The 18,001-nt window shown below is 59.2% G+C and carries 15 protein-coding genes; 14 read left to right on the top strand and 1 reads right to left on the bottom strand.

Annotated elements, in window-relative coordinates:
- The first annotated feature begins 3 nt into the window (after positions 1-3).
- Genes HMPREF0574_RS04170 through HMPREF0574_RS04105 form a run of 14 tightly spaced genes read left to right on the top strand, consistent with a single transcriptional unit; the run spans position 4 to position 16,921 of the window.
- The gene (locus tag HMPREF0574_RS04170) at positions 4-549 is read left to right on the top strand and encodes an NADH-quinone oxidoreductase subunit B (RefSeq protein WP_004007446.1); all 546 of its coding nucleotides are present in this window, start codon (positions 4-6) and stop codon (positions 547-549) included.
- Positions 546-1,286, top strand: coding sequence for an NADH-quinone oxidoreductase subunit C (locus HMPREF0574_RS04165; protein WP_004007445.1), 741 nt, complete (start codon positions 546-548; stop codon positions 1,284-1,286). Before HMPREF0574_RS04170 ends, HMPREF0574_RS04165 begins: the two co-directional genes overlap by 4 nt.
- Positions 1,283-2,656 carry an NADH-quinone oxidoreductase subunit D gene (locus tag HMPREF0574_RS04160; protein WP_004007444.1) on the top strand — a complete coding sequence of 458 codons (1,374 nt, stop codon included), beginning with the start codon at positions 1,283-1,285 and terminating at the stop codon, positions 2,654-2,656. Before HMPREF0574_RS04165 ends, HMPREF0574_RS04160 begins: the two co-directional genes overlap by 4 nt.
- Positions 2,653-3,354: an NADH-quinone oxidoreductase subunit NuoE gene (gene nuoE / locus HMPREF0574_RS04155; RefSeq protein ID WP_004007443.1), complete on the top strand. Its 702-nt coding sequence runs from the start codon at positions 2,653-2,655 to the stop codon at positions 3,352-3,354. The genes HMPREF0574_RS04160 and nuoE overlap by 4 nt, the downstream gene beginning before the upstream one ends.
- A 2-nt stretch (positions 3,355-3,356) precedes the next feature.
- A complete protein-coding gene (nuoF, locus tag HMPREF0574_RS04150) occupies positions 3,357-4,685 on the top strand; it encodes an NADH-quinone oxidoreductase subunit NuoF (RefSeq protein ID WP_004007442.1) in 1,329 nt (442 codons plus the stop codon).
- The gene (locus tag HMPREF0574_RS04145) at positions 4,686-7,298 is read left to right on the top strand and encodes an NADH-quinone oxidoreductase subunit G (RefSeq protein ID WP_004007441.1); all 2,613 of its coding nucleotides are present in this window, start codon (positions 4,686-4,688) and stop codon (positions 7,296-7,298) included.
- A 5-nt stretch (positions 7,299-7,303) separates the two neighbouring features.
- Positions 7,304-8,662 carry an NADH-quinone oxidoreductase subunit NuoH gene (nuoH, locus tag HMPREF0574_RS04140; protein ID WP_004007440.1) on the top strand — a complete coding sequence of 453 codons (1,359 nt, stop codon included), beginning with the start codon at positions 7,304-7,306 and terminating at the stop codon, positions 8,660-8,662.
- Positions 8,659-9,396, top strand: coding sequence for an NADH-quinone oxidoreductase subunit NuoI (gene nuoI, locus HMPREF0574_RS04135; RefSeq protein WP_004007439.1), 738 nt, complete (start codon positions 8,659-8,661; stop codon positions 9,394-9,396). Before nuoH ends, nuoI begins: the two co-directional genes overlap by 4 nt.
- Positions 9,393-10,367: an NADH-quinone oxidoreductase subunit J gene (locus tag HMPREF0574_RS04130; RefSeq protein ID WP_004007438.1), complete on the top strand. Its 975-nt coding sequence runs from the start codon at positions 9,393-9,395 to the stop codon at positions 10,365-10,367. The genes nuoI and HMPREF0574_RS04130 overlap by 4 nt, the downstream gene beginning before the upstream one ends.
- Entirely contained in the window at positions 10,364-10,663 is a 300-nt protein-coding gene (gene nuoK / locus HMPREF0574_RS04125; protein ID WP_004007437.1) for an NADH-quinone oxidoreductase subunit NuoK, read from the top strand. The genes HMPREF0574_RS04130 and nuoK overlap by 4 nt, the downstream gene beginning before the upstream one ends.
- A gap of 15 nt (positions 10,664-10,678) precedes the next feature.
- Positions 10,679-12,670, top strand: a complete 1,992-nt coding sequence (gene nuoL, locus HMPREF0574_RS04120; protein ID WP_004007436.1) for an NADH-quinone oxidoreductase subunit L — start codon at positions 10,679-10,681, stop codon at positions 12,668-12,670.
- Positions 12,671-12,682: 12 nt separating this feature from the next.
- On the top strand, positions 12,683-14,275 hold the full coding sequence (locus HMPREF0574_RS04115) for a complex I subunit 4 family protein (protein ID WP_004007435.1): 1,593 nt from the start codon (positions 12,683-12,685) through the stop codon (positions 14,273-14,275).
- Entirely contained in the window at positions 14,272-15,858 is a 1,587-nt protein-coding gene (gene nuoN, locus HMPREF0574_RS04110; RefSeq protein ID WP_004007434.1) for an NADH-quinone oxidoreductase subunit NuoN, read from the top strand. The genes HMPREF0574_RS04115 and nuoN overlap by 4 nt, the downstream gene beginning before the upstream one ends.
- 10 nt (positions 15,859-15,868) lie before the next feature.
- On the top strand, positions 15,869-16,921 hold the full coding sequence (locus HMPREF0574_RS04105) for a polyprenyl synthetase family protein (protein ID WP_004007433.1): 1,053 nt from the start codon (positions 15,869-15,871) through the stop codon (positions 16,919-16,921).
- 219 nt (positions 16,922-17,140) lie between these two features.
- Here the strand turns inward: HMPREF0574_RS04105 and HMPREF0574_RS04100 are convergent, their stop codons facing one another.
- Positions 17,141-18,001 carry an SDR family oxidoreductase gene (locus tag HMPREF0574_RS04100; protein ID WP_004007432.1) on the bottom strand — a complete coding sequence of 287 codons (861 nt, stop codon included), beginning with the start codon at positions 17,999-18,001 and terminating at the stop codon, positions 17,141-17,143.

Raw genomic sequence — 18,001 nt, 5'->3', positions numbered from 1 at the left:
AAAATGATGGATCAAGATTCTGACGGCTTGGCGGCCTTCCCGGAAAAAATTACTGATTTTGCACGCTCCCTCTCGATTTGGCCCGTCACGATGGGGCTGGCATGCTGCGCTATTGAGATGATGGCGACTGCCGCGTCACGTTTCGACATTGCCCGTTTCGGTTCGGAAGTGTTCCGCTCCTCTCCGCGCCACGCCGACGTCATGCTGGTTTCGGGTCGGGTTTCGCACAAGATGGCCACCATCATGCGCAACGTATATGACGAGATGGCAGACCCGAAGTGGGTTATCTCGATGGGGGCTTGTGCATCATCCGGTGGCGTGTTCAATAACTACGCAATCGTGCAGGGCTGCGACCACGTGGTGCCGGTAGACATCTATTTGCCGGGCTGCCCGCCGCGTCCGGAAATGCTGCTGGGGGCATTGCTGAGCTTACGCGACCATATCAAGCAAGATCCTTTGGGCAAGCATCGTGAGGAAGCCATCCGCAAAGCGGAAGCGGCGGCGCTGCAGGCAGCCTCATTGAACGACATGAAGGGACTGATGGCGTGAGCGAAGAAACTCAAGATTTGCAATCCGCCCCGGAGGGTGACCCGGAGCCGAAGCTGCCCCAGTACGCTAATCCTCGCGGCGAATCCCTGGGAGTGCGGGACAACCCGTTTGGGGTCCACGGCACCGGCGACACTTCCGGCTACGGTCTGTTGCACCGAGAAGTGCGGATGCCGGGGCAATCCCCGAAGCCTTACGGGGGCTGGTTCGACGACTGCGTGGACTATCTGGAGGAGGATTTGCGTGGGGCCGGGGTGGAGCCTCTCACTGCCATAGACCGGGTCGTCGTTTCCCACGGCGAGCTGACGATTCACGTCGCCCGTGAACACCTGGTGACGGTCGCAAAAGCGTTGCGTGATGACCAGGACCTGCGCTTTGAACTGTGCATGGGTGTCTCCGGGGTGCATTACCCGCACGACACCGGGCAGGAACTGCATGCCGTGTATCACTTCATCAGTGTGACCCACAACCACAACTTGCGCATCGAGACTGCGGCTCCTGAAGATGACCCGAAAATCCCTTCCATCGTGGATATTTACCCCGGAAACAACTGGCACGAGCGAGAAGCGTTCGACATGATGGGCATCATCTTTACCGGGCACCCGGCTCTGACCCGGTCCCTGCTTCCCGACGATTGGGTCGGGCACCCGCAGCGTAAGGACTACCCGCTGGGCGGGATTCCAGTGCAATTCAAGGGCGGCACTGTCCCGCCGGCTGACACGCGGAGGAGCTACAGTTGAGTACCGAAACGATAAACCCAGAGGCAAAAACGCAGCATGTTCATGCTGCCGCGGGGGCGAGCGACTCCGTGGCGGGAATGCCGGAGTTCTCCGTTCATGACGGGGAATGGTCGGCGATGGCGGCTGACCTCGAGTCGGCTCACAATGACCGGATTGCCGTTAACCTGGGTCCGGTGCATCCCTCCACCCACGGCGTGCTGCGCGTCATTGTGGAGCTGGAAGGCGAGACGGTTAAGGACTGCCGTCTGGGCACCGGCTACCTGCACACCGGTATCGAAAAATCTATGGAATACCGCACTTACAATCAGGGCGTCGCCTACTGCAGCCGGATGGATTACGTAGCGCCGTTCTTTTCAGAAGTCGCCTGGTGTTTGGCAGTCGAAAAAGCTCTGGGAGTGACGGATCAGGTACCGCGGCGCGCCAGCGAAATCCGGGTGCTGTTGATGGAACTGAACCGGATTGCTTCGCACCTGGTCGCTGTCGGTACCGGCGCGAACGAGTTGGGCGCGACGACCATGCTGACCACCGGTTTCCGGGGTCGCGAAGAAATCCTGCGGATTTTCGAGCACATCACCGGCCTGCGGATGAACAACACCTATATGCGTCCCGGCGGTGTGTCCAACGACCTGCTGGATGACACCATAGACATGATTCGGGAAAAGCTTCCGCTGGTGAAACGCGACATTGGCGAAATGCAGGACTTGATTATGGCCAACCCCATCTTTATTGGTCGGATGAAGAATGTGGGGTGGCTGCCGCTGTCCACCATGATGGCGCTGTCCCTGACCGGTCCGTGCCTGCGGGCAGGCGGTTTGCCGCTGGATATGCGCAAGCTGCAGCCCTACTGCGGGTATGAGGCGTACACGTTCGATGTTCCCACCCGCGACCATTCCGACTGCTACACCCGTACCGAGGTGCGTTTCGAGGAAATGTATCAGTCTCTGCGCATCGTGTATCAGGTGCTGGATCGCCTAGAACAGAGCGAGGGAGAGCCGGTGATGATTGCCGACCCGAAGTTCGCCTACCCCTCCAAGCTGACCATCGGTGCCGATGGCCAAGGCCAAGACCCGGAGCATGTGTCGCACATTCTGGGGCACTCGATGGAGGAACTTATACATCACTTTAAGCTGGTGACCGAAGGCTTCCGGATTCCGCCCGGTCAAGTTTACGCCCAGGTCGAGCACGCTAAGGGCATCCAGGGTGTGCACCTGGTGACCGACGGGGGCACCCACCCGTACCGTGCCCACTTCCGCGACCCCTCTTATGCAAACCTGCAGTCTGCCTCCATGATGTGCGAGGGCGGCTTGATTTCTGACTTGGTGGTGTCAATCGGTTCGATTGACCCGGTGTTTGGAGGTGTGGATCGATGAAACCGTATCCCGAGGACGTCAAAGCGCGCCTGGTTCGCGAAGGTCAAGAGATTATTTCTCGCTATCCCGAGGGGCACTCGCGTTCGGCGCTGCTGCCGTTGCTGCATCTGGTCCAGTCCGAGGACGGCTTCGTATCCGCCAACGGTATCGAGCTGTGTTCCGAACTGTTAGGTATCAGTCCCGCAGAAGTCTCGGCGGTGGCTACGTTCTATACCCAGTACAAGCGCCGTCCCAACGGGGAATACAACGTGGGGGTGTGCACCACTTCGCTGTGCGCCGTCATGGGGGGCGACGAAATTTGGGAAACCGTGTGTGACCACTTGGGCATCGGCAACGGAGAAACGACCGCGGACGGGAAAGTCACCCTGGAGGCGATTGAATGTAACGCTGCCTGCGACTTTGCCCCCGTCATTATGGTGAACTGGGAATTCTTTGATAACCAAACCCCGCAATCGGCGGTGAAACTGGTCGACGATTTGCGGGCGGGCAACCCGGTGCAGCCGACTCGTGGTCCAAATCGCGTCCCGACCTTTAAGGAAAACGAACACCTCTTGGCGGGATTCGAGGACGGACTGGCGGACGAGGGCGACTCTGCAGGTGTTCCCACCCTGTTGGGCAAGCGTATCGCCGCGGAAAAGGGTTGGGGAATCCCCAGCGACCCGGGCTGGTCAGCTCCCGAACCGAAGGAAGGTGAATAGTCATGAGTGAATTGAACCTGACTGATATTCCTGGCGGTGAGGTGCCACTGACCCCGATTTTGTCGGATATGTGGGGCGTGGACCGGTCTTGGACCCTGGAGGCATACCGGGCACGTGGGGGATACCAGGGTCTGGCAAAAGCCAACTCGATGGATCCTGCGGAGGTGTTGGCTGCGGTCAAGAACTCGGGGTTGCGCGGGCGTGGTGGTGCCGGTTTCCCCGCGGGGTTGAAGTGGTCGTTCCTGCCTCCCGATGACGGTTTGCCGCGCTACCTGACGGTGAACGCTGACGAGTCCGAGCCGGGGACCTGCAAGGATATTCCGCAAATCATGGCGAACCCGCACGCCCTCATCGAGGGGATGGCAATCTGTTCGCGCGCGATTCGCTGCGAACACGCTTTCGTGTATCTGCGCGGAGAAGTGACCCACCCGCTGCGCCGACTGCTGGCTGCTATCCGGGAAGCAACCGAGGCGGGATTGCTGGGCGACCTCAAGATTACTGCCCACTCCGGGGCGGGAGCCTACATCTGTGGTGAGGAAACCGCCCTGCTGGATTCGCTGGAAGGCAGGCGCGGACACCCGCGGTTGAAACCGCCGTTCCCGGCCGCTCAGGGGCTGTACGCCCGTCCCACCGTCATCAATAACGTCGAGACGATTTCCCAGGTCGCGGGTATTTTTAAGTATTCGGATAACTGGTACGCCGCGATGGGCACAGAAAAGTCCAAGGGACACGGGATTTTCTCGGTTTCCGGTCACGTCGCCCGCCCCGGTCAGTTCGAGGCGCCGTTCGGGATTACGATGCGGCAACTGTTGGGATACTGCGGCGGGGTGCGAGCTGGACACGACCTGAAATTCTGGGCGGTCGGGGGCTCCTCGGCACCCATCTTTACCCCCGCTGAACTGGACGTTCCCCTGACTTATGAGGAAGTCGCCGCCGCTGGGTCGATGCTGGCGACCCGAGCGATTCAAGTGTTTGACGAAACGACTTCGGTGGTGCGTGTCATGACCCGTTGGGTGGATTTTTATCAGCATGAATCCTGCGGCAAATGCACCCCGTGCCGGGAAGGCACCTATTGGATGAAGCAAATCATGCACCGTCTCGAAGCCGGTAAAGGTGAAGTGGGTGACGTGGACAAGCTGCTGTCGATTACTTCCGAGATTGGTGGGCGCTGCTTCTGCGCGCTGGGGGACGCGGCCATCACGCCGGTGAAGTCGGGCATCGAACGTTTCCGTGACGAGTTTGAAAAAGGCTACACAACTCCGGCTTGGGAGTTGTTCCCCTACGAACGCAGCGTGTATTACCACGAGGCAGCGGGTGAGGTAGGTAAATAAATGAGCGACGAAGTGCAAATGGTCAATATTAAAGTTGACGGCAAGCCCCTGGAGGTGCCCCAAGGCACCTTGGCGATTCGGGCTTGTGAACAAGCTGGAGTGTACGTGCCGCGCTTCTGTGACCACCCGTTGCTGAAGCCGGTGGCAGCATGCCGGGCGTGTCTGGTGGAGGTCGCCATGCCCAACCGGCAGGGAGACGTCGCCAAGATGCCCAAACCAATGCCGGCTTGCTCGACCACCTGCACGGATCGGATGGAGATTTACACCCAGCTCAGCTCCGAGGTCGCGGCGAAGGCTCAGAACGGTATCCTGGAGTTCCTGCTGGTCAATCACCCGCTGGACTGCCCGGTTTGCGATAAAGCCGGGGAATGCCCGCTGCAAAACCAGACCTTCATGGAAGGCAATCCGACTTCGCGTTTCACTGATAAAAAGCGAGTCTGGCCCAAGCCAGTGCGCTTGACCTCCGAGATTTTGCTGGACCGGGATCGCTGCGTGCTGTGCCAGCGCTGCGTGCGTTTCGGCAAGGAAATCGCCGGGGACGTATTTTTGGACCTACAAGGGCGGGGTGGCGGTTCCTCTCCATGCGATCACCATTTCTTTATGGGGGAAAACATCGGTTCCTTCGACACGCAGGTGTTGGGAATATATGACGAGGAGGCGAACCCGGACGGCGCTACCGTCACCCCTTGTGAATCAATGACCGGCCCCAGCGGAGAGCCTGGCATCATCGGTTCGATGCATTCGGGACACCCGGACGTGGCGCATCGTGACGTGTCCGGTCGACGTTTCGCCTCGTACTTTTCCGGCAATGTCACCCAAATCTGCCCGGTCGGGGCGCTCACGAATGCCTCCTATCGGTTCCGGGCGCGTCCCCACGATCTCATATCTACCCCCTCGATTACCGACCAGGATGCTAGCGGGGCAGAAATCCGGGTCGACGCACGCCGCGGGGTCGTGTTGCGTCACCTGGCAGGGGATAATCCCGAGGTCAACGAGGAATGGATTTCTGACAAGGACCGTTACGCGTTCGCCTGGCAGTCCTCTACAGACCGCTTGACCCGCCCGATGGTGCGTAACGACGCGGGCGAGTTGGAGGAAACTGACTGGGGCACCGCCCTTTCGCGGGCTGCCGCCTATGTTAAAGAATCTGCACAAAACTCCGAGGTCACGTTCTTTCCCGGCGAGCATCTCACCCTCGAAGATTACTACGCTTGGGGCAAGTTTGCGCACGTGGTGGGCAAATCGAACATCGTGGATGCGCGGGCGCGAGACTTCCGCATGGATGAGGTGAACTTCATCAAACTGCGGGTCGCGGGGCGTCCGGTAACAGTGACCTACCAAGATATTGAAAAAGCACCGTTTGTGTTCCTGGTCGATTTGGAACCGGAGGACGAATGCGCCACCCTGTTCTTGCGGCTGCGGAAAGCCACGCAAAACCACGGCACGAAAGTCGCCACGCTGGCCCCGTTCTTGAGCGATGGGGCGCGCAAACTCGGCGCCACCCTGGTGCAAAACCAGCCGGGGGAGCAACTCCAGATTTTACAAGACATCATCGCTGGCCAAGGCGAGTTTGCCTGGGTGAAAGAATCCCTCAGCCAACCCGGTGCGCTGGTGCTGATGGGGGAGCGTGCCAGCCTGGTCGTTGACGAGCTGGAGTATGCCGCGCGCCTGGCTGACGCCACCAACGCTGCGTGGGCATGGATACCGCGCCGCGCCGGTTCGCGTGCCGCCATCGAGGCGGGCTGTTTCCCCGGTCTGCTGCCACGCGGTCGCCTGGTGACCGATCCGATGGCTCGTGCCAACATTGACGCGGCGTGGGGCTTGACGGAGCCGCTGCACGAGAATCTGCCGCTGTGCTTCCGGTGTATGCTGACCCCCGAGGCTTGGGAACAGTTCCTGCCCGGCACCACTATGGTGATGGGTGGGGTTGACCTGCGCGACCTGGAGGACCCGGAGGGGACACGAGAAGTCCTCAAAGGCGTGAAGCATGTCATCCAGCTGGAAGTGCGCCAGACCGAAATCACCCAATATGCCGATGTCGTGCTGCCGGTGGCACCGCCCCACGAAAAGAGCGGTACTTTCGTCAACTGGGAGGGACGACTGCGTCCCTTCGGTCAGGCTTTGGCATCGCACGCGTTGCCGGACTGGAAGGTCATGAACCTGCTGGGTCGGGCTGCGGGATACGACCTGGGGTTGGACTCTCTGGCTGCTATCTGGCATGAGTACGAGGAACTGGGTTCCTGGGAAGGCATTCGTTTGGGGGCGCCTTTCCGGCAGGATCCCCCCATTGTTCCCCCCGAAGCGGGGCAGGCTTTGGTCATTACCTGGAAGCCACTGCTGGATGCGGGTCGCTGCCAGGATGGCGAACCGGATTTGGCAGGAACTGCCAGAGTCCCGGTGGTGCGCCTGAGCGCGGCAACCGCCCAGGAGAACGGCATTACCGATATTGCCAAGATTACGGGACCGCGAGGTACCGTGACCCTGCCGGTGGTGCTCACGGACATGCCGGATCGGGTCGTGTGGATGCCGGAATGCTCCCCCGGATCCCTGGTTCACGAAACCTTGGGTTCGGCTTACGGTCAGCTTGTTAGCTTGAAAGCAGCGGAGGCGTAACCATTATGTACACATTGACTCCTATCCTGACCGCCCTGGGTACTGACCTGTGGTCCGCCGCGGCTCCGGCTCCGAAAGGGGCTGACTTCAGTCAGGAAACCTGGTGGATTTCCCTGATTAAAGCCCTGATTATCATCGTGGTGCTGATTCTCTACGTGCTGTTGGCGCTGTGGGTAGAGCGCCGTGGGCTGGGGCGCATCCAGACCCGTCCCGGTCCGAATGTGCGCGGTCCGTTCGGTCTGCTCCAAGCCGTCGCGGACGCTGGCAAGATGGTGTTTAAAGAAAACTTCCGTCTCAAGGGCGCTGACACCCTGATTTATCTGATTTCCCCGATGCTGGTGGCGTTCACGGCTTTTGCCATTTACGCGTTGATTCCGTTCGGACCAAATGCGACAGTTTTCGGGATTTCCACCCCGCTGCAGCTGTTCGACTCCGGGGTCGCCACCCTAATTGTGCTGGCGATTTCTTCCCTCGGTATCTATGGCATCGTCCTAGGTGGTTGGTCCGCGAACTCTCCGTTCCCGCTGTTGGGTTCGGTGCGTTCCACGGCACAAGTTATCTCTTACGAGCTGGCGATGGGCACCGCCTTGGTCAGTGTGTTCATCATGGCTGGTTCTATGTCCACCTCCGAAATTGTGGAGGCGCAAAAGGATCCGAGCTGGCTGTTGGGTCTGCTCCCTGCCTTTGTCGTGTATCTCATCGCTTCTTTCGGGGAAACGAACCGTCTGCCTTTCGACTTGACGGAATGCGAAAGCGAGCTGGTGGCAGGGCACCAAACCGAGTACTCGGGAATGAACTTCGCCTGGTACTACCTGGCGGAATATATCAATATCTTTAACGTTTCCGCCGTGGCGGTGACTATGTTCCTGGGCGGTTACAAAGCGCCGTGGGCGTGGGACTTGATGAATCCTGTCGCCGGGTCGCCGTGGTGGGGCATTCTGTGGTTTAACGTCAAGGTGTGGTCTCTGTTCTGGATTTTCGTGTGGGTGCGTGGCACCCAGGTGCGTTTCCGTTATGACCAGTTCATGAATCTCGGCTGGAAGGTCTTGATTCCGGTCGGGTTCGTGTGGATGATGGCAGTCGCGTGGATTAAGGCTCTGCCCGTATTCTTCGGTTTCAACTCGCAACAAATCATGTTTGCGGTGGCTGGGGTCTGCGTGGTGCTGTTGATTATCGTGATGCTGATTCCCGTCAAGAAAGTGAAACCGGCCGCCCCTGAGCCCTTTGACCCGATGGCGGATGGTTTCCCGGTCCCGCCCCTCCCTGGACAGGAGCTGCCTCCCAGTCCGCGTTCTGGACTCTTGAAAGTAACTCCCAGCACCCCGGCTGAGACTGCCATCACGGGCGGAAAGGAAGAAAAGTGAGCGCGCAAACTTCTGACAACAACTTGGTTGCATCCCCGGACGAACCGGAGAATCCCGACGCTGGAGCACTGACCAATCCTGAACCCGTGGCGGACCCAGATCCGCAACTGTGGCAACGAAAAAAGAAAGGTCCCCTGGCGGAATCGCTGAAAGCAGTCGCCGGTTTCGGAGTCACGTTCCGCAACTTCTTCCGCCCTTACGTGACTGAACAGTACCCTTTTGAAAAGGTGCCGACTCAGCCGCGCTACCATGGACGTCACCAATTGAACCGTTACCCGGACGGCTTGGAAAAATGCGTGGGCTGCGAACTGTGCGCCTGGGCGTGCCCGGCGGACGCCATCTATGTAGAGGCCGCCGCAAACACCCCGGAGGCACAGTACAGTGCCGGGGAACGATACGGGCGAGTATATGAAATCAACTATCTGCGCTGCATCTTTTGCGGCATGTGCATCGAAGCCTGCCCGACGCGAGCCCTCACGATGTCCAACGATTACGAGATTTGGGATGACAACCGCGAGGATTTGATTTTTGAAAAGGACCGCCTGTTGGTTCCTTTAAACGCCGGGATGCTCAGCACGCCGCATCCGATGGCGTCAGGCACTTCTGACATGGATTACTACAACGGAAGCGTCACCGGCGCGACTCCCGACCAGATTGACTGGGTTGCGAGTCGTCGTCCGCAGGATGCCTCCTTGGCCAGTGCCGGAAAACCGGCACAGGAGGTGAAAGCATGAGCCACTTGCTGCAAGCGGTCGCGGAATTACCCGAAATGGGCACCGGTCAGACAATCTTCGTAGCGGCATGTTCCGCGCTGGCGTTGATTGCGGCATTGGGGGTAGCGCTGTCGAATCGAGCAGTTCACGCCGCGGTATATATGGTCGCCATGATGGTGTGTGTCGCGGGTATCTATTTTTCGGTCGGAGCCGAGTTCCTGGGCGCGGTTCAGATTGTGGTTTACACCGGCGCCATCATGATGATGTTCCTGTTCGTCATTATGTTGGTGGGGGTGCAAGCGGTGGACTCGCCGCGAGACTCCAAAGTCGGGACGGTAGCGGCAGCCGTGCTGCTGGTCGTGGCTTTCGGGATTATGGCGATTGTTGCTGCCGTAAACACCACGGTGAACGGGGCTCCGGCGCGCCCCAGCGGGGATCCCAATCCGGTGCGCCTGGCTTCTGAAGTCATCAACACCTACTACGCACCGCTGGAAATGGTCGCCACGCTGCTGATTGTGGCAGCGGTCGGGGCGATGAGCTTGACTCACTCCGAGGCACTGCTGCCGCGCTTGACCCAGCCTTTCCTGGTGAAGCAGCGGATGAAAGCATACCGAGACGGTGGTCACGTCCTGGGTCAGACCGTGCCGCCGGGCGTCTATGCGGAAACCAACGCTTTGGATGTGCCGGCTATCAGCGGTGAAACTCAACGCCCGGTACCGGAATCGGTGCCGCGCGTGGTGCGAGTCCTCGGGGAAGACCGTTCGCTCGGGGAAGCCTCGCCGTGGACAGCGCGTGCTTTGGCTGCCGAAATTAGTGGGGGAGTCGGTCTGCATGGCGCGAAAGCCTCCGCGGCGGTCGCCCGTTCCGGCGCGGTGGGAATGCCCGGACCGGGCGCTCCCGAAGCCCTGCCAGACCATGCAGAACCGCTTGATAAAACTATTGCGGACCACACCGAACCCGGTACCGCCACGACTGAAGGAGAAGACGCATGAACGTGATGTTCCTGGTATTCGTGGCGCTGGCTCTGTTTGCCGTAGGCGCCTTGACCGTGCTGCTCCACCGTTCCGCGGTCATCGCCCTGATGGGCGTGGAAATCATGCTGAACTCGTGCAATATCGCGCTGGTGGCTCTGGGAGAAGCCAACACTAATATGACCGGGCAAGTCCTGGCGTTCTTTGTGATGACCGTGGCGGCTGCGGAAGTCGTGGTCGGTCTGGCGCTGATTGTGTCGCTGTTCCGCTCCCGGCGCACCACCTCCCTCGACGACTTCAACCTGTTGAACGGCTAAGGGGGAAAGGAAAACATGCTGCAAACTTTCAATCCACTCAACGGGCTGGCTACCGGCGCGGTTCTGCAATTCGGGTCTGCCACCGGCATGGTCCAATATGCCTGGCTGATGATTGCCATTCCTTTCATAAGTTCCATGTTCCTGCTCATTGCGGGACGTCGCGTGGACGCTTGGGGACACTTCCTGGGGATGCTGGCACCGTGGGCGTCCTTCGGGATTGGCGTGGTCATTCTGACAGAAATGCTGGGACGTTCCCCCGAGAATCGGGCACAAAGCCTGACAGTGTGGAACTGGCTGCCCGGTTCGGAACTGACGGTGAATTTCGGTCTGCTGCTGGATCCGCTATCTATCTCGTTCGTGATGCTGGTGACGTTCGTCGGCGGTCTGATTCACATCTATTCGGTGGGATACATGGCAGCTGACCCCGATCGGCGTCGGTTCTTTGCGTATCTAAACTTCTTTGTGGCATCCATGCTGACCCTGGTGCTGGGTAACTCTTACCTGGTGACGTTCGTCGGTTGGGAAGGTGTCGGTTTGGCGTCTTACCTGCTGATTGGCTTCTGGAACCAGGTCCACAACAATGCCTTGGCTGCGAACAAGGCTTTCATCATGAACCGTGTGGGTGACCTGGGGCTGCTGTTGGCGATGATGTCGATGTTCGCCGTGGTGGGTTCGGTGGACTTTGCCGAGGTGCTGGGCGCCACACTACAGCCGGTTTGGGCGACCGTGATTGGTCTGTTCCTGCTGCTGGCGGCATGTGGTAAATCTGCCCAGTTCCCCCTCCAAGCCTGGCTGGGTGACGCTATGGCCGGTCCGACTCCGGTGTCCGCGCTGATTCACGCCGCCACGATGGTGACTGCCGGCGTGTACCTGATGGTCCGTTCCGGCGCTATCTATACCCAAACCCCGGTCGCGTCCCTGGTCGTCGCCATTGTCGGGGCAATCACCCTGCTGTTCGGCGCCGTCGTGGGGTGCGCGAAAGACGATATGAAGAAGGTGCTGGCAGCCTCTACCATGAGCCAAATCGGTTACATGATGCTGGGGGCGGGCTTGGGTCCAGTCGGCTGGGCGTTTGCCATCTTCCACCTGATTACCCACGGGTTCTTTAAGGCGCAACTGTTCCTCGCTGCCGGCTCGGTCATGCACGCGATGAGCGAGCAGGTCAACATTCGCCGTTTCGGCGGGCTGTTCCGGGTCATGAAAATTACCTGGTTCGCGTTCTTTATCGGCTGGCTGGCTATCCTGGGAATCCCGCCGTTCTCCGGGTTCTTTTCCAAAGACAAAATCATCGAGGCAGCCTTCCTGCCCAACCCGAACTACGGAACCTGGTACCCCTGGGTATTTGGTCTCGTTGCCCTGGTCGGTGCTGGTATCACCGCTTTCTACATGTCTCGCCTGTTCTTCCTCATCTTCCACGGGGAGGCGCGCTGGACCACCGAGGCGGAAGGTGCCCCGGTCCACCCGCATGAGGCGAGCCCGTGGATGACCATCCCACTCCTGGTGCTGTCCGTATTCTCCATCGCGCTGGGCGGTCTGCTTTCGGTAGGCAACCTCTTTGTGACCTGGCTGAATCCGATTGTGAATATCGGTGCCCGCGGTCAGACGGTTCCCCACGGCGAGCCGGTCATGCCCGAAGCCCTGCTGATGGGGCTGACCTTAGCCGTAGTCATCATCGGCGTGGTCACCGCGTGGGCGCTGTTTATGAAACGCCCCGTAGAAACCGCCATTCCCGAAGCCAACGCCTTGATTATGGCAGCGCGTGATGACCTCTACCAAGATGCGGTCAATGAAAAGGTCGCTATTATCCCGACGCTGGCTTTGTCCTCGGGGGTGGCAGTGGCAGACCGGGCGGTCCTTGACGGCATTGTGGAAGGTTCCGGTCGGCTCTCGCTGTGGCTCGGTAAGGTCGGGACGTCACTCCACTCCGGCTCGCCGCGTCGCTATGCTGGCTGGACCCTGTTCGGCACAGTTTTGGCTCTTGCCCTGGTATTGGTGACAAGGCTGTGAGGTAAACAAAGGATGAACATGGTTTTGACTCAAACGACTATTCCGACCCCGGCTGGTTTCCCCTGGTTGACTTTGCTGGTGTGCATCCCCATGGGTTTCGCCCTGGCGATATGGCTCATCCCCTGGCTACGTTCCATCGGCAAGGAAATCTGCCTCGCCGTGTCCGGTGCCGTTCTGGCAGGCGTACTGGTGGCCCTGTTTACCAGCTTTGACTTTGCACCGGATACGCCAGGAGCTTTTCAACTGGGCGAATCCTACGCGTGGATGCCGGCAATAGGGCTGTCTTGGGCGCTTGGTGTCAACGGGCTGGGGATGGTGATGATTATCCTCGCCACCGCCCTGACCCCCCTGGTCATTCTGGCTTCTTGGCGGGACGACAACGACCCGAACACGGCAGCTGGCTACGCCGCCCTCATCCTAGCTTTGGAATCTTTCATGGTGCTGCTGTTCTGTGCCCGTGACCTGTTGCTGTTCTATATCGCTTTTGAGGGGATGCTGGTTCCGCTGTACTTCCTGGTGGGTCGTTACGGTAACGGGGACGCCCAAGTGCGTCGCCACGCCGCCATCAAGTTCGTGCTGTATTCCCTGGTGGGCGGTTTGGTGATGCTGTTTGGCATCATCGGAGTGTACGTGCATTCCGGTGGTGGCGACCAGGCTTTCCACATGGATTACCTAACCTCTGGGAATTTCCACCCCGGCGCGGCAGGCGTGTGGATGATGATGACTTTCCTGGTCGCTTTTGCGATTAAAGCCCCGATGGTTCCGGTACACACCTGGCTGCCCTCGACCGCGGCAGTCGCCCGTGGTGGCACCTCCGTGCTGCTGGTGGGTGTGCTGGACAAGGTCGGGACCTGGGGCATGATTATGTTTTGCTGGCAGCTGTTCCCCGCGGCATCCGCAAAGGTAGCTCCGGTTATTGTGGTGCTGGCGGTGCTCTCGATTCTGTGGGGGGCGCTGGCGGCGATTTCGCAAAAGGACCTGCTGCGTTTGGTGTCGTTCACCTCTGTGAGCCACTTCGGGTTCATGGTGTTGGCACTGTACATTGGCTCTCAGACCGCGATTGAAGGCGCTATGCTCTACATGGTCGCCCACGGGGTCTCTATCGCCGGCTTATTCCTGTTGAGTGGTTGGCTGACCACACGCGGTGGCACCCAAGAAATTGCTGCCTACCGTGGTTTCCAGAGGGTGACCCCGACTTTGGCAGGTCTGTTCCTGGTGTCAGGTTTGGCGGCTATCGCCCTGCCCGGTCTGTCCGGTTTCCTGCCTGAATACTTGATTCTGGTCGGCACGTTTAAACTGAACATTGCAGCGGCGATGGTGTCAATCTTGGGGGTCGTGTTGGCTTCGGTTTACCTGCTGGTGCCTTACCTGAATATGTTTACCGGACCGATTGACGGGGCGGTGCGTACTGCCAAAGATTTGAATTGGCGGGAAAAGTTCATCATGGTTCCGCTGGTTTTGGCAATGTTCGGTTTGGGGGTCCTGCCGGGACCGACTTTGAACCTGATTAAGCCCGATGCTGCTCTCATGTATCAAGCGGTGTCACAGAGCGGGTCGGCGTCTGCCCCCGAAGTCATAGCCACGAACGAAGGAGGCGCCCAATGAACGCGATTCTTCCGGTGCTTGTGAAGACCTTGGAGGTTACCCCCGTGGTGGAATGGGATGCGCTGAGCCCGCTGTTGGTGCTGTTAGGGGCAGCCGTATTGGCGACCCTGATTGAGGCTTTCCCCTGGCCGAGTTTCCGTAAAGCTGCCAACGCATTCCTCACTATTGCCAGCATCCTTGCCGCAATAGTGCTGGTGGGTTGGCGTTTTATCGCTGTTGGTCACCAAGGAGCGCGACAAATCGCGGCGGGAACCTTTATGGAGGATCGTCTCTCATTAGGATTCCAACTGGTTTTGCTGGTCGTGGGACTGTTGGCGGCGCTCGTGGTCGTGGACCGTTCCACCCCGAACGACGGCTCTTTTGCGCCCCAGGCAGCGGACACCCCCGGCTCGTCCCAAGAGGACTACGCGATTAAGATTCGCTACCAGCGCACGGAACTGTACGCCCTGTTCCTGTTTTCGCTGGGCGGCATGATGGCGTTCATTAGTGCGGGGAACCTGTTGACCCTGTTCGTGGCGTTGGAGTTGATGAGCCTGCCGCTCTACATCATGAGCGCGATGGGTCGACGTCGCCGCCTGCTGAGCCAAGAAGCCGGTCTGAAATACTTTATCCTCGGCGCGTTCGCATCGGCTTTCTTCCTGATGGGTATCACCATGCTCTACGGCTACACCGGGACCCTGAACCTGATAGAAATGTCCACTGCGGTGTCCCTGAATCCAGGTCTGGACTGGATGCTCCTGACCGGCGGAGCCATGCTGCTGGTGGGCTTGTTCTTTAAGGTTTCCGCCGTACCGTTCCACGCCTGGGCTCCCGATGTCTATCAAGGCGCGCCGTCGCCGATTTCTGGCTTCATGGCGGCAGGTGTGAAAGTCGCTGCGTTTGGTGCGCTGCTGCACCTGTACGGTTTCCTGTACACCCAACTGAGCTGGGACTTCGTTATCCTCATGTGGGTGGTCATTATCGCGACCATCGTGGTGGGCACTTTCCTGGGTATCGTCCAGAGCGACGTGAAGCGGATGCTGGCTTACTCCTCCATCGCGCACGTGGGATTCATCATGATTGCCCTGTTTGGGGCGGCGGCTACCGCTTTTGCCTCGATAGCCTTTTACGTCCTGGCTTATGGTGTCGCCACCATTGGTGCTTTTGCGGTCGTCTCGATAGTGCGTGACGAGGACGCAGAAGGCACGGTGCGTGGGGAGGCTTCGGCGCTGAGCTCTTGGGACGGTCTGGGGCGCAAGCACCCGGCAATGGCAGCCGCGATGGCAATCTTCCTGCTGAGCTTTGCGGGTATCCCCCTGACCGGAGGATTCATCGGTAAATTCCTCGTATTCGAGGCGGGCTTGGCGGCTGACCCTGCCAACGGGACTCTGATTCTGATTGGGTTACTGGCCTCAGTCGTGACCGCGTTCTTTTACTTCCGGGTCATCATGCGCATGTTCTTTACCGAACCTGCCCCCGACACTGCCACCATCTCCGCTGGTGACGGCTTGACCAAGTGTGTCATCGTGCTGTGTGCGTTGACGACCGTTGCGTTAGGTGTTGCCAGCCAGCCCCTTTTGGCGTTGTTTACCCTCGGCGCATAGTCTTGGATACGTGAGAAAAAAACTGGCGGACACGCATTACCCAGTCTCGACAGAATCTGTTCTGGAAACCCCAGGCTTACTGGAAACAAAACTCCGGGATGCCTTGGATGACATCGAACAGATGCTGGTTCAGGAAACGCAGACACAGCGCGAAAAGACCTCTGCCTTGGTGTCCCATCTGCGGGCCGCTGGCGGGAAACGGATGCGACCCCTGCTGACCCTGTTGGTTTCCCAGCTGGGAGCCCCGAATCAGCCGGTTTCCTCCCAGGTCAAGCAAGGTGCAGTCGCGGTGGAGCTGACTCACTTGGCTTCACTGTATCACGACGATTTGATGGATGAAGCTACCATGCGTCGCGGGGTACCTGCGGCGCATGTGCAGTGGAACAACACCCTGGCGGTCATGGCAGGAGATTTGATTTTTTCCCGCGCGTCCCTGCTGGTTTCAGGGCTTAATCCCACCATTGTGGCGCAACACTCCCGAACGTTCGAGAGATTGTGTCAGGGGCAAATGCGTGACATTTTCGGTCCCGACAGCCATGACGACCCGATTGAGTTCTACATTGACGTATTGCGAGACAAAACCGGCGCGCTGATTGGCTGTGCGGCGCTGTACGGGGCGGAACTATCCGGCTGTGACGCCGCTACAGTCTCGGCAGTGACCCAGTTCGGTGAGGATTTGGGTGTGGCCTTCCAGATTGCTGATGACGTGCTAGATTTGCAAGCCACCGAGGCACAAAGCGGGAAAACCCCCGGCGCCGACCTGCGTGACGGCACGAAAACCTTCCCCGTCCTGCTGCTGGAAAAGACCGTGCAGGACGGTCGCGACACTGGTCCTGACCGCGCCTTGCTGCAGGCGATAGCCGATACTGACGCCCTGCAAGATGATGCGGTTTTAGCCCAGGTCACAGCCCAATTGGCAGCCCATCCGGTGACGGAAGAAACGAAACGCCTGGCGGGCGAATGGGTAGAACGCGCCCTGGCACACCTGCAAAACATTCCGGATAGCGAAGTGAAACGCGCCCTGGTCGAATTTGCGCACCTCCAAATTAATCGGCTCCAATAGTCAGGCTTAATCCTGTTCGTAGCGTCGCTGTTTTATGTTTTGTGGTGCTTCGCCTAAAACGGCACATCGGTGCCGTTTCTTAACGGCTACGCGCTGCTGGCGCGCCGATTTGACGCTACTTCGTAGCGTCGCTGTTTTATGTTTTGTGGTGCTTCGCCTAAAACGGCACATCGGTGCCGTTTCTTAACGGCTACGCGCTGCTGGCGCGCCGATTTGACGCTACTTCGTAGCGTCGCCGGCGCGCCCCCTGAACTCATTCATTGTGTCGGCGACGCCGAATAGTTCCACCAAGGCGTCCATGAAAGGTACCGGGAATGCTTGCAAAATTTGTACCAGGCGCACAATCGGAGGATGGACCTTAAATTGGGTCCCTCTGTCAATCGCGTCCAAAACCTGCGTAGCAACTTTTTCCGGAGTGAGAATGGGCAACACCAGGGGGAACTTGGTCTTAACCCCGTCAAACATGCCGGTCGAAATGTAATACGGGCAATACAGCAAAGTGTGGACGTGACTGCGCATGTGGCGCAACTCCTCACGCATCGACTGCGCGAAACCCACCGCCCCAAACTTGGAACCATTGTAATCACACTGACGCGGGACCCCGACCAACCCGGCAGCCGAAGCAATAGTCACCACCGAGCCCCGGTCTCGTGCAATCATGCCCGGCAAAAACTCGCGAACCGTGCGATAGTGCGCAATTGTGTTCACGGCAAAAGACCGCTGCACCTCGCTGTCAGTTGTCTCCAGCAGGGGTTTCCCAGTGACGATACCGGCATTATTGATGAGGATGTCGACCCTGGCGAACTCATCCAAAGTCTGATTGGCAGCTTCATGCACCGCCGTCGCATCCGTGACGTCCACGTGAAACGACCCGGCACGGAACTGCGGAGCCGTAGCGGCAGCTTCTGCCAAACCGGCAGTTTCCGCCCCGGCCTCGGCATTCATGTCCCACACAATCACTGCCCTCGCCCCACGTCGGGCAGCTTCTATCGCCATGAGTCGACCAATCCCGGAACCCGCCCCGGTAATCAACACCACGGCCCCTTTAACCGGCGCTCTGTAAGGTTTGAAAAACAACAT

The sequence above is a fragment of the Mobiluncus curtisii subsp. curtisii ATCC 35241 genome (genome assembly GCF_000146285.1).
Classification (GTDB): Bacteria; Actinomycetota; Actinomycetes; order Actinomycetales; family Actinomycetaceae; genus Mobiluncus; species Mobiluncus curtisii.
The sequence above is the reverse complement of the archived record's forward strand: the minus strand, read 5'-3'. Positions and strand labels throughout refer to the sequence as shown.

Excerpts from the sequence above, each read along its gene's own strand:
- HMPREF0574_RS04170 (WP_004007446.1), top strand. The coding sequence starts at position 4 with ATGATGGATCAAGATTCTGACGGCTTGGCGGCCTTCCCGGAAAAAATT.
- nuoE (WP_004007443.1), top strand. The coding sequence starts at position 2,653 with ATGAAACCGTATCCCGAGGACGTCAAAGCGCGCCTGGTTCGCGAAGGT.
- nuoF (WP_004007442.1), top strand. The coding sequence starts at position 3,357 with ATGAGTGAATTGAACCTGACTGATATTCCTGGCGGTGAGGTGCCACTG.
- HMPREF0574_RS04145 (WP_004007441.1), top strand. The coding sequence starts at position 4,686 with ATGAGCGACGAAGTGCAAATGGTCAATATTAAAGTTGACGGCAAGCCC.
- nuoH (WP_004007440.1), top strand. The coding sequence starts at position 7,304 with ATGTACACATTGACTCCTATCCTGACCGCCCTGGGTACTGACCTGTGG.
- HMPREF0574_RS04130 (WP_004007438.1), top strand. The coding sequence starts at position 9,393 with ATGAGCCACTTGCTGCAAGCGGTCGCGGAATTACCCGAAATGGGCACC.
- nuoK (WP_004007437.1), top strand. The coding sequence starts at position 10,364 with ATGAACGTGATGTTCCTGGTATTCGTGGCGCTGGCTCTGTTTGCCGTA.
- nuoL (WP_004007436.1), top strand. The coding sequence starts at position 10,679 with ATGCTGCAAACTTTCAATCCACTCAACGGGCTGGCTACCGGCGCGGTT.
- HMPREF0574_RS04115 (WP_004007435.1), top strand. The coding sequence starts at position 12,683 with ATGAACATGGTTTTGACTCAAACGACTATTCCGACCCCGGCTGGTTTC.
- nuoN (WP_004007434.1), top strand. The coding sequence starts at position 14,272 with ATGAACGCGATTCTTCCGGTGCTTGTGAAGACCTTGGAGGTTACCCCC.
- HMPREF0574_RS04100 (WP_004007432.1), bottom strand. The coding sequence starts at position 18,001 with ATGTTGTTTTTCAAACCTTACAGAGCGCCGGTTAAAGGGGCCGTGGTG.